Below are 15,494 nucleotides of genomic sequence, written 5' to 3'. Positions count from 1 at the left end.
AAATGCGTTTTTTAGCAGATTGAAAAAATATCCTAATTTTATTTAATGCGTTTTTATTGGTTTTTGCTTATCGCGTTTATATGTCCGCTCATAGTTTCGGCACAAACCGGTACTATTACAGGTAAGGTAGTGCGGGCTGATACCAAAAGCCCGGTAGCCAATGCCAGCGTGTTTTTAAACAATGCCACTTATGGCACTTCCACTGCCGAGGATGGGACCTTTACTTTGGCTGGTGTTAAGCCAGGCCAATACCAGCTGGTGGTTACCGGAGTAAGTATTGAAGAATATTCCACAACTGTATTAGTTGGTAAAGAGCCTGCAAAGCTAAATATCGAGGTTAATCAAAAAGTGCTGATGCTGCGCGAAGTAGTGATCAGCAGCAGCGCCGACTGGAAAAAGAATTACGAACTGTTCCGCAAGGAATTTGTTGGCGATACCGAAAACGGCAAGGAGTGTAAAGTTACCAACCCACATATTTTAAATATTATCTACCACAGGGGAAAGCAGCAGTTGGAAGCCTCTGGCGATGAGTTTTTGGTGGTAGAGAACCTGGCCTTAGGCTATCGTACCAAATTTTTGCTCAAAAACTTTTTGTATGATGCTATTGAGCATACCATATCCTATTCGGGAAGTGCGCTTTTTGAAAACCTGCCCGGCAGTGCAGCACAAAAGAAACTCTGGAAGCAGAAACGCGAACAAGCCTATTACGGATCGGCCCAGCATTTTTACCGTTCGCTTTATAAAGGAACGTTAAAACAAGAAGGGTTTGAAGCGCATGATTTTACAAGGCAAATTAATCCCGAACGCCCTGAAGAAGCTGTGTTGATGCAAAAGATGAAAAAATACCGGGAAGGCCCGCGCGATTCGGCCATGCGTTATTATAACCTGTCGAAGATGACCAAATGGTACCGGGAAAACCTCGCTAAGCTGCCTTACCAGGAGTTTGAGATTTTGCGTAAAACACCACAGGATGGCATTTATGCACTTACCTTTCCGCATTTTTTATATGTAGTATATACGAAACGCGAAGAGACTACCGAGTTTAAGGACGTTTATCATCCGTTGGATATGCCCAATTATGAAACCAGTATCATGACCAAATATTCGGGCTATATTGCATTTGATATGAATGGCATTGTGGTATCAAGCCCGAGCCCGCTTTATGAGGGCTCATGGTCGAAGGCTAAGCTTGGCGATTTATTGCCGGTGGATTATGAGCCGGGGGATTAGTTTGGGGAGTAGGCGAAATTGGTATTGAACGCAATTCATTAAAAAGAACTGATAGGCGGGTAAGGTGCCACACACCGTTAATTATATTTCCTTATCAAATGTGACTTATTGTACTTTTGAATAAGGAACAATTATGGAATTAGAAGAACTTAGTAAATTGCTTAACGACCTTGACTTTGATAACGTCGTTAAGCAAGAATCAAGAGAGTATCTCGAAGATGGTTATAAATCTGTGTCGTATAATGACAGAAATGACGATAAAAAGTTTATCACCAACGGACTTAAGAGATTTTCAAACAAAAGTGACAAAATAGTTTTTTTGATTGAAGCGATCAATCATCAAAATGAGGAATTAGAATCTGTATTAGAAAGGATTGATTATAGTGCTATTGAAAACTACAATGACGATGAGTTTTCAGTTTTCGATCATCAGAGGTTGCAGCATCATCAAGATTTAGTTAAAAGTAAGCGAAATCATGAGGCAAGGATTTTTTATGCTGTTAGAGAACTTGAAAAATTAGGCTTGAATGACTTAAATAAAAATGCGTTTTCTCAATCACAAGTAACAGATTTAATGAGGAAAATTAATGCATTATTAATAAAAATAGACGAGCTTTCTGTAGGTCAAGAGGTAATTTTTAATTTTATTGATGATCTGAAGGCTGACTTACAAGACCTGAATAAAGATTATCCATTAGGTAAAAAACGTTGGTATCAACGTTTCTCAGGTATAGTAGCAAGTTACTTGGGTAATAAAGGGGCTGATGCTTTATATGAATTAATTAAGCCGGATTTAACAAAGATTTTAGAGAATGTAGTAACAAGTAAACTGCTGCAATAAGAGGTGATTTTTAGACCTAATTGTTTTAATACGTAATCTCTGTTGCAACAACAGCACCCAACAAATATTTTAGCTTTTGATAAGAATGGTGTTATAATATCTAATCCCAGTTTGCTATATGAGGTGCTTGGTCTAAGGTCAAGTTGGAGGATTTGTTGCTTGTGGATTATGAGCCGAGTGATTAAGATCAAAGTTTTGCGATAAATCATTGATTGTTGACTCCGGTTTTTTTATTCAACTTACAATAATATTTGCGGATGAGTTACCTGTTTATAGATCGTGAAATTATCATTGGAGAGATTTTATATCATCAAAATCTTTTTGATGGTGCAATGTGTGGATTAGTCATGTACAAGAAGCAATATCGTTTATCATGGATTCAAGAAATAGATAATATTTCTGATTTTGAAATTAAAGAAATTACAAAGCCTAAGTGTTTTATTCAAAGAACGGGTTTAGGTGTTATTAGATTAAAAGAAGACAAATTCTATTTATTTGCCACAACTGGTAAGCTTTTATTTAAGGAGCAATATGAAGATCACCGAGCGGCTCTGTCCAAAGCTAAAATTGGATTGAAGGAGTTCCAGTTCAGTTATTATCATTCAGTAGTAGTTTGTCACATTGCATCCAATGATTATATTAAATCTTTTATTAAAAAATTGGGATTTGTTGAAGTACATGATCTTCTTTCAGATGATGATTTTATGCCGTATATAAACTTTGGAGTAAAAGGGCTTAGTAAAAAGATTTTGGATAGTTACGATTCTGGTCATGTTAGTCTGTGGTTTAATTATTTTTCGAAGTCTTTCAAGAATATGTATGACGTACCAATTCGCGATAGGTTGTTGTACTATTTTGATTCTGAATGGTCGTTATGGGATTCTCAATATATTTATGATGATATGTTTAAGTAAATAAGCAAGATACTAATGCTGATTTGATTCCCATTTTATATCTCAATATTACTTTTTATGGGGTCTAACAGCATCGGATTAGGACTGAAAATGCTTTCAAGCTCAATGATATTTTATTATGCATTTCGATCTACACATCACGATTTCAATAATGTGAACCAATCTTTTTCTATGAGATATATCATTTTGTTTGCTTATTTCACTCCGTGATTTTTCCTTACCTTTACCGCCATAAATCATATGAAGTTTATTTATCAAACATGGTGGAAGGTTGCGGCTGTTTTGCTGGTGCTATCTACCTTTTACACCGGCCTGGTTTTCAAAGCGCCGAGGCTGCCAATTATTCACGAAACCATCCGTAACCTATATTTCCACGTACCTATGTGGATGGGGATGTTAACTGTTTTTGTTGTATCAGTTTATTTCAGCATTAAATACCTGCAAACTGGCAAAGAGGAGCATGACCTTGCAGCCGTAGAGTGCGTTAATACCGGGCTGCTGTTTTATAGCTTAGGGCTTTTAACTGGTATGCTTTGGGCAAAATATACCTGGGGCGAGTTTTGGAGCGGTGATCCTAAACAAAACAGTGCTGCTATTGCATTTTTGTTGTACTGTGCTTACCTGGTGCTCCGTAACTCTATTGATGAGGAGCAGAAGCGGGCCAAGATTTCGGCCATCTACAATATCTTCGCTTTCCCCATCATGATTGTGCTGATATTTGTTTTGCCCCGCATGACAGATTCATTACACCCCGGCAGCGGCGGTAACCCTGCATTTGGTAAATACGACCTTGATAACGGTATGAAGATAGCCTTTTACCCGGCTATGGCAGGCTGGAGTTTTATTGCCCTTTGGATAGCAACTATCCGTTACCGCATCCGTTTAATTGAGAATAAGAAGAACGCTATAAATTAAGATGAAGAAATTAACGCTTTTATTGCTACTGCTTACGTTTTGTACCGCTGTTTTTGCACAGCCAGGGCAGCAGGTTGAAATGGCCGATGCCCTGCGCCAATCGGGAAAAATTTACGTGGTTGTAGCAACTATTTCCATAATTTTTGTTGGACTGGCTATTTACCTGTTTACTATAGACCGCAGATTAAAAAAAGTCGAAAACGAAAAGTAGTTCAAATAATATGTTTAAACAATTTAAACATATCATTCGTAACGGTGTTGACTGGTGTATAGGGCACACTAACTAAGAAATATTTGCAATATTGATAAAAATTGTACCAAATTTGCTCACTTTTTTAAGAGATTAATATTTATACAATAGTTATGGCTACGAATATTTTGATTGCCGACCAGGAAACACACTTCTTCAGCGACGTGTGCAAAAACTTCGATCATGCTGCCCAATTCACCAAACACGATGCAGGCCTGCTTGATCAAATTAAATCATGTAACAGTGTTTACCGCTTCCGTTTCCCCATTCGCAAGGGTAACAGTTTTGAGGTAATTGACGCCTGGCGTGTGGAGCACTCGCACCACCAGTCGCCAACCAAAGGAGGTATCCGCTACAGCGAAATGGTGAACGAGGATGAGGTAATGGCCCTCGCCGCGCTCATGACTTACAAATGCGCCATTGTTAACGTTCCGTTTGGCGGCGCCAAAGGCGGTATCAAAATTAATCCTAAAAACTATACCGTAAGCGAGCTGGAAAACATCACTCGCCGTTATACGGTTGAGTTGATCAAAAAGAATTTTATTGGCCCAAGCATTGACGTCCCTGCACCTGATTATGGATCGGGCGAGCGCGAAATGAGCTGGATTGCCGATACCTACGCTACCATGAACCCCGGTCAGTTGGATGCTATGGGCGCTGTAACCGGTAAGCCTATCGCCCTGCATGGTATTGCAGGCAGGAGAGAAGCTACCGGCCGTGGTGTAGCTATTGCCACCCGCGAGTGCGTGAGCGTTGGCGAGGATATGCAAAAGATTGGCCTGTTGCCGGGCTTATCAGGCAAAAGGGTAATTGTACAAGGCCTTGGTAACGTAGGTTACTATTCGGCTAAGTTTTTATCCGAAATGGGGGCAATAATAGTCGGCTCATGCGAATTTGAAGGCGCTATTTATAACGAGAACGGTTTAGATATCGAGGCTGTATTTCAGCACCGTAAGGCAACAGGTTCTATTTTAGGATATGCTGCTGCAATACAGGAATTTACCAATACCATGGAAGGCCTTGAGCAGCCATGTGATATCCTGGTACCGGCAGCTCTTGAAAACCAGATCACCGAAGCAAACATCCGCAACATACAAGCTAAGATCATTATCGAGGGCGCTAACGGCCCAACCTCGCCAGAGGCTGAAGCCATATTTTATGCCAACGGCGGTATCATCGTGCCTGATATGTTTGCCAACGCAGGCGGTGTTACCGTATCTTATTTTGAATGGTTGAAAAACCTGAGCCACGTAGCATTCGGCCGTATGAACCGCAGGTTTGAAGAGAACTCCAACCTTAACCTGGTAAATATGGTTGAAGGTATTACCGGTGTAGCTTTAACCCCGATTCAGCGTTCAACTATTATCAAAGGCGCATCAGAGCTTGAACTGGTAAACTCAGGTTTAGAGGATACCATGATCCGTTCATACCACGAGATCAGGGAAATCTATAAAAGCAATCCTGAGATTGGCACCCTGCGTAACGCAGCCATGGTTGGCGCTATTAATAAAATAGCGGTATCATACCAAAATTTAGGTATCTGGCCATAATTAAGGATTTAATAGTTTTATATATAGCGAGGTGGGTTTGAAAAAGCTCACCTCGTTTTTTGTTTTCAATCATGCCGCGATAGGGATCGCAGCGGATACCGGCCACTGAGCGTAAAGCCTGCAGGCGTATGAGCGTAGAGCCCGGGCCGAAGGCATCGCCAATAAAACACTATAATAAATAACCGTCATTGAGGAACGAAGTAATCCCCGACTTTACAGAGCAGCCATGTAAATGTCCTTGTATAGTTCGCGATTGCTTCGTTCCTCGCAATGACGCTGATTTGCATTCAATTAAGAATGATTCTAAATAATACATATGTCTTGTAATAAACATTATTCGCTGCACGTTTTGTATTTTTGCAAATCGTTATTTTAATAATATAAACCACGGATGAAAAAAAGTGCAATTTTTGGTCTTGTTGTTATCGCTATAGCCATAGCGGTTATCATTAGTGTTTATTCAAGCTCAAGCACCTATGCAACCTTTGCCGAAGCGCAGCAAACCAGCAGCGAACTGCATGTAATAGGCCATTTCAGCAAGGGAAAGGAAATGGTTTATGACGCTGCTAAGGATGCCAATTATTTTTCATTTTATATGAAAGATAATAAAGGCGAAGAGCGTAAAGTTGTTTTTACCGGTACCAAACCGGAAGATTTTGAGCGTTCGGAGCAACTGGTACTTACCGGCCAGATGGTTGGGAGTGAGTTTCATGCCTCAAAGATCCTGATGAAATGTCCTTCCAAATACACGCAGGATAAGTTAGAAGTTACAGAAGCGAAGGCTAAACAAGCCAGCATTTAATCATTTTTGATGAATACAGTTTTTAAGGGCGAACACCTTTTACCGGGACAAATCGGCCAGTTTTTTATTGTTCTTTCGTTTGGTGCAGCCCTGCTGTCATTTATAAGTTACTATTTTGCTACTACAGATGATGCCGGTAAGGCCGACAGCGGCTGGCAGCGTTTAGGCCGTTTAGGTTTTTACGTAAATTCTATCTCTATTTTAGGAATGGGCACCTGCCTGTTCTATGTGCTTTATAATCATTATTTCGAATATCATTATGCCTGGGCTTATACCTCGCGCTCATTGCCTGTTTATTACCTGGTATCGGGTTTCTGGAACGGGCAGGAGGGTGGCTTTTTGCTTTGGGCTTTTTGGCAGGCCGTTTTAGGTAACGTACTTATTGCAAGGGCCAAATCATGGGAGCGCCCGGTAATGACTGTTGTAGCCCTGTCGCAGGTAATACTGGGTACCATGGTGCTGGGGATCGATATCTTCGGTCAGCGGATAGGCAGTTCGCCGTTCCTGTTGTTACGTAATTCAGGTATCGAAGCGCCCATATTCTCGCAGCCAAACTACCTCGACTTTATAAAAGACGGACAAGGGATGAACCCATCGCTGCAAAATTACTGGATGGTGATTCACCCGCCTACCTTGTTCCTGGGGTTTGCATCTATTATAGTTCCGTTTGCTTACGCGGTTGCCGGGCTTTGGCAAAAGCGATATAAAGAGTGGGTACAGCCCGCTATATCATACGCCTTATTTGGTTCGATGATATTGGGTACCGGTGTAATCATGGGCTCGTTCTGGGCATATGAGTCATTGAACTTCGGTGGTTTCTGGGCCTGGGACCCTGTTGAGAACGGATCGATATTTCCATGGTTAACTATGGTAGCGGCCTTGCACGTACTTATCGTATTTAAAAATACAGGTCATTCCTATTTTACAGCTACAATGCTGGTACTGCTAAGCTTTGTACTGGTATGGTACACCTCATTCCTTTCAAGAAGCGGTATTTTGGGCGAGAGCTCGGTTCACGCTTTTACTGATCTGGGCATGTTCTGGCAACTGGTTATCGGCATCCTGATATTCCTTGTTTTATCTGTTTGGATTTTGGTATGGCGATGGAAAGAACTGCCTATCACCAAAAAAGATGAAGAAACATACTCACGCGAGTTTTGGATGTTTGTAGGTTCGGTATTTTTAGGGCTGTCATGCTTCCACCTTATTGTAGTAACTTCGGTACCTGTATGGAATGCCATGTTTGGTACCAAAATTGCACCTCCTTCTGATGCTGTTAAACATTATAACGTGATCCAGTCGTCATTTGCGTTTGTGGTGACTTTACTTACTGGCTTTACGCAATTCCTGAAATATAAAAAGACCGATATTACCCGGTTCTTTATAACTACCGGTGTTTACCTTGTGTTTGCCATACTGGTAACAGCGCTTGTTGTTTACTTAACCGGGGTTTATCGCCTTAATTTCGTATTCAATCTGGTAATGTGCGGTTCGGTTTACTCGGTTATTGCCAATGCCAAAGTTTTGGTTGATGCCTTTAAGGGCAAGTTTAAACTGGCCGGCTCGGCAGTGGCGCACTTGGGTTTTGGCTTGTTGATGGTTGGCGCGGTGATAGCTGCAGGTACCAGTAAAGTAGTTTCTGAAAACGCAAGCGGTGTGGTTAATGTGCAGGGTTTTGATGCCAAGGCTGGTAATGCCCGCGAAAATATCATGATCTACAAAAATACCCCGGTAAAAATGGGCGATTACACAGTTACCTATCTTGGCGACTCGATATCATCACCATACCATTTTTACAGGGTTGATTATAAAAAGTTTGATGCTAACGGTAAACTGCTTGAAAACTTTGTGCTTAAACCCAAAGTGCAGGCCAGCCGTGATGCCGGAATGTCTTCTTCGCCCGATACCAAACATTACCTGTTAAATGACTTGTATACCCATGTCACCGCTATCCCAAGCGAAGGTTTTGCCATGCAGGGCGAGGCCGGTCACGACGAAGGTAACGATGATAAAAACTACGATGAGCCTGTAGCCCATGAAGTGGCTATCGGCGATACCATCAGGTACCGCGACGGCTTTATGCTGGTTAAATCACTAAACAAACAGGCCACGGTACAAAATATCCCGCTTACAGCTAACGATGTAGCTATCGGCGCTAATATCGAAGTTCATGCGCATGATGGCAAGGTGTATACTGCCGAACCTGTATTCATGATCAGGGGCGGTAACGTGTTTGATTTTGCCCGCAAGGTAGAGGACGCAGGTTTAAAACTGCGCTTTTCAAGGATCAACCCTGAGAATAAAAAAGTAGAAATCACTGTTTATCAGCAGCCGCAAAACAAACGCCCATGGATTGTGATGCGCGCTATCAGCTTCCCGTATATCAACTTCTTCTGGAGCGGTACTATCATTATGGTGATTGGCTTTTTGCTTTCTATCCAAAGGCGTAATAAAGAACTTAAAACCGTTTAACTGTTGTTAAATGGATATTACCAGGCATCAGTATGAAATAGCCCGGCAGGGGTTTTCTGTTGTTGAGCATATTTATACTGAAGCTGAAGTAAAAGTCATCGTCGCCGCTATTGAAAACGCGGATAAAACCAGTCCGCTGTTCAGGCAAACAGATGACCTGTTTGCCATAAGACAGTTTTTAAAGGCTGTGCCCGAAATAAGCCCACTGATTTTTACGGGGAGATTAAAAACCTGCTTACAGCAATTGTTTGGTGACGGTTATTTTGCCGTTAAATCTATCTATTTCGATAAGCCCGAAACATCCAACTGGTTTGTAGCCTGGCACCAGGACCTGACCATTTCTGTTGATAAGAAAATTGAGATAGCAGGTTACGGCCCCTGGACGGTTAAGCATAACCAGTTCGCCGTTCAGCCCCCGCTTCATATTTTGCAGGATAACTTCACCATCCGGATCCATTTGGATGATACCGATGAAGGCAACGGGGCTTTGAAAGTGTTGCCAGGTTCGCATCTCAAAGAGATCTATCGTCCTGAAAATATCGACTGGCAGCAGGAAACCGAAGTAAGCTGCAATGTACAGGCAGGTGGTATCATGATCATGCGGCCCTTACTCATGCATGCCTCAAACCGTACTACCAACAACAAACGGCGTAGGGTAGTGCATATTGAGTTTAGCAGGACTGAATTGGCAGAAGGGATTGATTGGGCTGAAAGAATTTAATTATTCGGAAAGTCATATGTTTTTCCGGTAGTTCCGTAAGAGACACCAATGTCGATAAAAAAATCTCTAAGCATTTGATACTTTTGTGTGCACGGCACCCCTTCATCTATTTTTCTTGATTCAGATTCACTTCTTTGGCAGTGAAAACAAATGTCCAGGTGATCTATAAGTTTACCTTTTTTGTCAAGAAAAACAATTGAGTTGCGCGGCTCAAAGCAGTTGGTGAATCCTACTATAAGGTAGTTCTTCATGCCGCTGTAACCATAGTTATAGATAATATCGGTGAAATTTTCTATCTCTTTATTAGTTAATATTTTCGATTGTTTAACATTATCGTATTGCAAACGGTGATTTTCAATAATGATGCCCGGAATCGTATCCGGGGCTTGTTTAGGGTTTCGTATCGAATTACCTGCAGAGTCTATTATTATGTCCTGATTTGGTTGCCCTCCTCCCACATAAGATATTGCTATTATTTTAGCAGCAACTGAAAAAGGATATTTCTTTAATCGTTGAGCAACAGTAAACCTTTTTGTATAAATGCAATTATCAAATTCAGGTTTATAGCCCTTAATACTTTCACGCGTGTAGGTAACATGTGGTACAATTTTTCGCTTGAAAATATGTTTTACTTTTTGATGAACCGTTGTATCTGTTAAATAATAACCATTGCGACTACAGTTTGCGTAACAGGCAAGGTTTATCAATAACAAAAAGCAGGTAATCAATCTAAATTTCATCTGATAAAACTATAGATAAAATTGATTTTCTTACCCCTTCAAAAACGAAAGGATCTTAGCATTTACGGTGTCGGCCTTTTCAATCATGGGTAAATGTGCTGCGCCATCAACAGGGAAAAAGTCGGTCTTTAATACGCTGCGGATAGAATCGCTGAAACGTGGCAATACTGTTTTATCGGCTTTACCCCATATCAGTAATACGCTTTTGCCTGCACTGTTGAGGCAGGTATTGCTCTCACGACCATTTTGATTGTAATTGTACAGCGTTGAAACCAGCGCGTTTCTAAACCCTTTATACTCCATTTGGGGGAGGTAACGGTTTATCCACCCGGGGTGGTTTTTGGGATAAAGAAAATCGGTTGTTTGTCCTTTTGCTCTTTCGGCGGAGTTCACGGCTTCGTTATAAAGTGTGAAATATTGCGGGGCCACGGGCTTTTTTTGTTCATATACCGGGTCGATAAGGATTAGTTTATTAACGAGGTTGGGGTGGCTGCAGGTAAAGTTTGTTATTACCGCGCCACCAAATGATACGCCTGCTAAATTTATTTTCCCGTTTAATTTAAGTTGATTAATGAGATCGAGCAGTTGCGTATTGTAAAGCTGCTGGTTATAGGGAACATCGGGCCTGTCTGAATAACCGCGCCCATACATATCATAGCGTAATACTTTGTAGCCTTTTTTTACAAGATAATCATAAGTAGGATCCCATATATAATAAGGTACACTAAAACCGTGAACAAGTATAATAACCTGGGCACTGTCGGGGCCTTCAAGCTGGTAGTGGGTTACGCCCTGGCTTAATTTAATGAAACTTCCGGAAATGTTTTTACGGCCGGCATCGGTTAGCGTTTTGGTTTCCTTATTGTTATACCTATAGAAGCCATAAAGTATCAAAGAGGTGGCTCCGACAAGAAATATCACAATTATTATGCTTACTTTAAGTATTTTCATGCGGTATTAGATGTTGGTTCCTAAAATACAGAAATATTTATACTACAGTTAGTTAAATAATTTATCCCATTGTAAAGATAATATGAACATTACCATAATAGGCTCCGGTAACGTAGCTACGCACATGGCAGCGGCCTTTAAGAATGCCGGGCACCGTATTGTACAGGTATACAGCCGCGATATGCAGCATGCCGCGCTACTGGCCTACCATGTAGCTGCCGAAGCTGTTGATAACCTTGACAATATTAATCCCGATACAGGATTGTTTGTTGTTTCGGTTAAGGACGATGCTATAACGACTGTTGTTAAAGCGTTGTCGGCCCATAAAAAGTTAATAGTACATACATCGGGCTCAACCGATTTGAACAGTTTGCTGGCTTTTACCCCGAAGGCCGGTGTATTTTATCCCCTGCAAACGTTTAGCAAGATAAGAGAGGTTGATTTCCGATCTGTCCCGCTCTGTCTTGAAGGTGCTGATGATGGTATACTTGCTGATTTAAAGCAGCTGGCATTTACCATCAGTAATAATGTATATAGCGTTAACTCCGCCCGGCGCAAAATATTGCACCTTGCCGCGGTATTTGCCTGTAATTTTCCCAATTATTTGTACGGGGTTGCCCAGGACCTGCTTGCGCAAAATCAAATGGAGTTTAACATGCTGCGCCCCCTGATCCTGGAAACTGCCCAAAAAGTGCTTGAGCAGGAACCGCGCAATGTACAAACCGGCCCTGCAGTACGTAATGATGAGGGCACTATGGCTACTCACATGCAGATGTTGAGCGAGATGCCTATGTTACAGGATATTTACAATTTATTAAGTCAGGGTATTATCAAAAACAATAAAGGGTTTACCGCACCCGAGTAATTTTGTTACTTTTGCTTAAATGAACATTTATAAAATAAAGATCAATTTCGAGGAAAAAGGGCACGAAAGCGTTGAGTTACCTATAGCCGAAGGAGAATCTGTATTAGACGTATGCCTGGAGAATGGCATTGAACTACAGCACAATTGCGGTGGTGTTTGCGGATGCAGCACATGCCATGTTTATGTAAACAAGGGGATGGATAATATCCAGGAGATATCCGATAAAGAAGAGGATTTTATTGACAGGGCTGTTAACCCGCGCATTAATTCGCGCCTGGGTTGTCAGTGTGTGATTGTTGATGGCGACATTGAAGTTACCCTGCCGGATCAGTCGCAGTTTTTAGGCCACTAATATTTGCATCAATCCGTTTAAACAATAAATAAAACGTATAATTTACAACGTATTAGCGTAACCCCCGGGTAGTACGTAAAATCAACAACAATGAGCGATAATAAATTTGCCTTACCAATTCACTGGAATGATTATGAAGATATTGCCATTGAACTTTATGAAAAGTTTGGTGACGATTTTGACGAATCAAAAATATACCGCATCCGTTTTACCGAACTGCTGGAATGGGTATTGAGCCTGCCTAATTTTGCCGGTACCCGTGCCGAATCAAACGAAGGCCACCTTGAGCAGATCCAGTCGGCCTGGGTATATGAGTGGCGGGATAATCAATAATTCAATTGGCAGTTTTGAGCTGGCGGTTTGCCGTTTTAAATTTGCGATTAGCAGTTTAGCACGAAGCAAACATTCTATAGTCAAAGAATCGGTGAAATCACCTCAACAAATCGGTGTAGTCACGAAACAAAATCGGTGTAATCACAACCATGGAATCATTCCTGAATAAATTAAAAGATATTACTACCCTCATTTTTGATGTGGATGGCGTTTTGACCGACGGATCTGTTTTTGTAACGGAAGCCGGCGAACAAAGCCGCGCCTTTAATATTAAAGATGGCTACGCGCTGCAGTTAGCTGTTAAATGCGGTTATAATGTTTGCGCCATATCGGGCAGCCGCTCAAAAAGTGCCATGTACAGGTTAAACAGCCTTGGCATCCAGGATGTGTATATGGGCACACATACCAAATCGCAAAGGTTCAAGATCTACCTGGAAGAAAAAAGCATTATTGCCACCAATGTATTATACATGGGCGATGATATTCCCGACCTGGAAGTGATGAAGCTTGCAGGCCTGCCTGTTTGCCCTGCCGATGCTGTTGAAGAGATCAAAGCGGTTAGCGCTTACGTATCGCCCTACGGCGGCGGCAAAGGCTGTGCCCGCGATATCATTGAAAAAGTGCTCAAGGTTCAGGATAAATGGATGAGCAAACAGGCGTATAGCTGGTAGGGTTTGGTCCATAGTCCATAGTCGATAGTCCATAGATAATGGTTCATGGAATTAACCCGGCAGATCATGGTTATAAATAGTTTTGCTGCTACTATGATCTATGAACCATTTGCTACGAACTAATCAATGCAGCTACCATGATCTATGAACCATCAACCATGAACTAAAAATATGAACATCATCCCACCCGTAATTCTCGCATCAAAATCGCCAAGACGGCAAGAGCTGCTCCGGCTTATGGATATTGATTTCAGGGTTGTGCTTAAAGAGGTTGATGAGTCATTCCCCGATGGGCTTACCCCAACAGAGGTTGCCCTGCATATAGCCCGTAAAAAAGCAGAAGCATTTGACGAAACGGTAGGAGATGAGGTAGTACTTACTGCCGATACTATAGTTTGTATTGATGGCCTGATACTGGGTAAACCCGAAACCCGCGCACATGCTATCGAAATGTTGCAAATGCTATCGGGCCGTGTACACCAGGTTATTACCGGTGTATGTTTGTTATATAAAGGGCGTTATAACAATTTTTATGATCTTACCGAAGTGCTCTTCCGCAAGCTTTCTGATGCCGAGATCAGTAATTATGTAGATAAGTACCAGCCGCTTGACAAGGCCGGATCATACGGCATCCAGGAGCTGATAGGCCTGATAGGCATCGAACGGATAGAAGGCTCATATACCAACGTTGTTGGTTTACCTACCCAAAAGGTTTATGCACAATTGCTTAACTTAAGCAAATAGATTTCACATACAGGCGCAAGTATTGTGCGGCTGCCTGTGCGGGGATTACTTGTGCCTTTCGCAAACCATTTTATTCGTCGTTACAGTTTCGCTAAACATCGTTACTTTTTGATAAAGCGTGTTTTTTCCGGTACAATTAAATAAATAATTATTTAATTTAAACCTTTGTTTCCTGCATAGTCTAAGGTGTTAAATAAAGGGAGTAATTTGTCATGAAAAAAACTATTAATACAGGGCTGGTGTTACTGCTGGTGGCCACCTTGTCTGCATGCAGCAGTTACAATTATTACACCGCAGCCCGAAACAAAACAGATTTATCCGCTTACCGTACATTTGCCTGGCTGCCTCCTGCAACCATGACCAATAAAGCCGGCGCAGTTGTAAAAAAGGAAGTGGCTGATGAAAAGGTTAAGGACGCGGCTATTTCGGCATTGGAAAACAAAGGGTTAAAATTCCAGGAAAACAACCCCGATTTACTGGTAAGTTATACCACAGTTACCGGCCGGGGAATGAAAACTGAGTTTTATCCTTATTACTATGGCGGTTACCCGGGCTTCGGTTTAGGATTTGGCTGGGGTTGGGGCGGTGGCTGGGGCTATCGTCCGTTTTATGGCTACGGCGGCTGGGGTTGGGGATATCCTTATGGTTACGGTTATGGCGGCGGCGGTTATGCCCGCGTACCTTACAAAGAAGGTACCCTGATTATCGACATTATGGATACCAAATCGCGCAAACTGGTATGGCGTGGTTTTGGTGTTGGCGAACTGCACAACCCGCAAAAAACTGTAAAAGAACTGCCCAAAGTAGTTAACGGCATTATTGAACAACTACAGCTTAACCAGGTACAGCAAGAACAGGTGCCAATGAAAAAAGCATAAGAAATTTCCTGATCAATTATTGAACTAATGCAAAAATCCCTTCGGGCGCTAAGCCTGGAGGGATTTTTGTTTGCGGTATAAATGGGTTACAGCAAAAGTAAGGGCAGCTACGGCTAAAACAATAACCCAGGCATCAAGCGGGCAGTTAGCGTCGCCGTCGGCATTATCACATGGATTATCTAACTGGGCAAAACAGCTTAGGGTGGCGGCCGCAAAAACAAGAGCGGTTAAAAAGAACTTTTTTTTCATATGCGCAAATCGCTTG

General features: G+C 41.8%; 18 protein-coding genes. 15 read left to right on the top strand and 3 right to left on the bottom strand.

The annotated features are described in order from the left end of the window. Positions 1 to 45: 45 nt before the first annotated feature. From ABID99_RS15395 to ABID99_RS15355, 9 genes are all read left to right on the top strand, one after another. On the top strand, positions 46 to 1,230 hold the full coding sequence (locus ABID99_RS15395; RefSeq protein ID WP_176623706.1) for a carboxypeptidase-like regulatory domain-containing protein: 1,185 nt from the start codon (positions 46 to 48) through the stop codon (positions 1,228 to 1,230). Positions 1,231 to 1,363: 133 nt separating this feature from the next. Next, entirely contained in the window at positions 1,364 to 2,071 is a 708-nt protein-coding gene (locus ABID99_RS15390) for a hypothetical protein (protein ID WP_373614256.1), read from the top strand. Positions 2,072 to 2,328: 257 nt separating this feature from the next. Beyond that, positions 2,329 to 2,985 (top strand): hypothetical protein, encoded by a 657-nt coding sequence (locus ABID99_RS15385; RefSeq protein ID WP_373614255.1) that lies wholly within the window; start codon positions 2,329 to 2,331, stop codon positions 2,983 to 2,985. 240 nt (positions 2,986 to 3,225) lie between these two features. Next, a complete protein-coding gene (gene ccsA / locus ABID99_RS15380; protein WP_373614254.1) occupies positions 3,226 to 3,900 on the top strand; it encodes a cytochrome c biogenesis protein CcsA in 675 nt (224 codons plus the stop codon). Between the two features lies 1 nt (position 3,901). Continuing rightward, entirely contained in the window at positions 3,902 to 4,111 is a 210-nt protein-coding gene (locus ABID99_RS15375) for a CcmD family protein (RefSeq protein ID WP_090524403.1), read from the top strand. 152 nt (positions 4,112 to 4,263) lie between these two features. Beyond that, positions 4,264 to 5,700, top strand: coding sequence for a Glu/Leu/Phe/Val dehydrogenase (locus tag ABID99_RS15370; RefSeq protein ID WP_373614253.1), 1,437 nt, complete (start codon positions 4,264 to 4,266; stop codon positions 5,698 to 5,700). A gap of 391 nt (positions 5,701 to 6,091) precedes the next feature. After that, positions 6,092 to 6,502: a cytochrome c maturation protein CcmE gene (locus tag ABID99_RS15365; protein WP_091171412.1), complete on the top strand. Its 411-nt coding sequence runs from the start codon at positions 6,092 to 6,094 to the stop codon at positions 6,500 to 6,502. Positions 6,503 to 6,511: 9 nt separating this feature from the next. After that, a complete protein-coding gene (ccsA, locus tag ABID99_RS15360; protein WP_373614252.1) occupies positions 6,512 to 8,974 on the top strand; it encodes a cytochrome c biogenesis protein CcsA in 2,463 nt (820 codons plus the stop codon). Between the two features lie 10 nt (positions 8,975 to 8,984). Next, positions 8,985 to 9,695 carry a phytanoyl-CoA dioxygenase family protein gene (locus tag ABID99_RS15355; RefSeq protein ID WP_373614251.1) on the top strand — a complete coding sequence of 237 codons (711 nt, stop codon included), beginning with the start codon at positions 8,985 to 8,987 and terminating at the stop codon, positions 9,693 to 9,695. Here the strand turns inward: ABID99_RS15355 and ABID99_RS15350 are convergent. Continuing rightward, on the bottom strand, positions 9,692 to 10,435 hold the full coding sequence (locus ABID99_RS15350) for a hypothetical protein (protein WP_373614250.1): 744 nt from the start codon (positions 10,433 to 10,435) through the stop codon (positions 9,692 to 9,694). The two genes, ABID99_RS15355 and ABID99_RS15350, sit on opposite strands and share 4 nt — an antisense overlap. A gap of 30 nt (positions 10,436 to 10,465) precedes the next feature. Then, complete coding sequence (locus tag ABID99_RS15345) at positions 10,466 to 11,386, bottom strand: alpha/beta fold hydrolase (protein ID WP_373614249.1); 921 nt, start codon at positions 11,384 to 11,386, stop codon at positions 10,466 to 10,468. A gap of 82 nt (positions 11,387 to 11,468) precedes the next feature. Between ABID99_RS15345 and ABID99_RS15340 the strand changes: the two genes are divergently transcribed. From ABID99_RS15340 to ABID99_RS15315, 6 genes are all read left to right on the top strand, one after another. After that, on the top strand, positions 11,469 to 12,251 hold the full coding sequence (locus ABID99_RS15340) for a Rossmann-like and DUF2520 domain-containing protein (RefSeq protein WP_373614248.1): 783 nt from the start codon (positions 11,469 to 11,471) through the stop codon (positions 12,249 to 12,251). Between the two features lie 19 nt (positions 12,252 to 12,270). Then, entirely contained in the window at positions 12,271 to 12,603 is a 333-nt protein-coding gene (locus ABID99_RS15335; RefSeq protein WP_090524420.1) for a 2Fe-2S iron-sulfur cluster-binding protein, read from the top strand. Between the two features lie 90 nt (positions 12,604 to 12,693). Continuing rightward, on the top strand, positions 12,694 to 12,936 hold the full coding sequence (gene iscX / locus ABID99_RS15330; protein ID WP_090524422.1) for a Fe-S cluster assembly protein IscX: 243 nt from the start codon (positions 12,694 to 12,696) through the stop codon (positions 12,934 to 12,936). 149 nt (positions 12,937 to 13,085) lie between these two features. Continuing rightward, positions 13,086 to 13,607 carry an HAD family hydrolase gene (locus ABID99_RS15325; RefSeq protein ID WP_090524424.1) on the top strand — a complete coding sequence of 174 codons (522 nt, stop codon included), beginning with the start codon at positions 13,086 to 13,088 and terminating at the stop codon, positions 13,605 to 13,607. Positions 13,608 to 13,778: 171 nt separating this feature from the next. After that, on the top strand, positions 13,779 to 14,351 hold the full coding sequence (locus tag ABID99_RS15320) for a nucleoside triphosphate pyrophosphatase (protein ID WP_176623720.1): 573 nt from the start codon (positions 13,779 to 13,781) through the stop codon (positions 14,349 to 14,351). 212 nt (positions 14,352 to 14,563) lie between these two features. Continuing rightward, positions 14,564 to 15,229, top strand: coding sequence for a DUF4136 domain-containing protein (locus ABID99_RS15315; protein WP_373614247.1), 666 nt, complete (start codon positions 14,564 to 14,566; stop codon positions 15,227 to 15,229). A gap of 48 nt (positions 15,230 to 15,277) precedes the next feature. Here the strand turns inward: ABID99_RS15315 and ABID99_RS15310 are convergent, their stop codons facing one another. Further along, positions 15,278 to 15,478 (bottom strand): hypothetical protein, encoded by a 201-nt coding sequence (locus tag ABID99_RS15310; protein ID WP_090524429.1) that lies wholly within the window; start codon positions 15,476 to 15,478, stop codon positions 15,278 to 15,280. Positions 15,479 to 15,494: the final 16 nt, after the last annotated feature.

The sequence above is a fragment of the Mucilaginibacter sp. OAE612 genome, from assembly GCF_041806395.1.
Taxonomy (GTDB): domain Bacteria; phylum Bacteroidota; class Bacteroidia; order Sphingobacteriales; family Sphingobacteriaceae; genus Mucilaginibacter; species Mucilaginibacter rubeus.
Note: the sequence above shows the minus strand (reverse complement) of the source record. Positions and strands in the feature narration are given on the sequence as shown.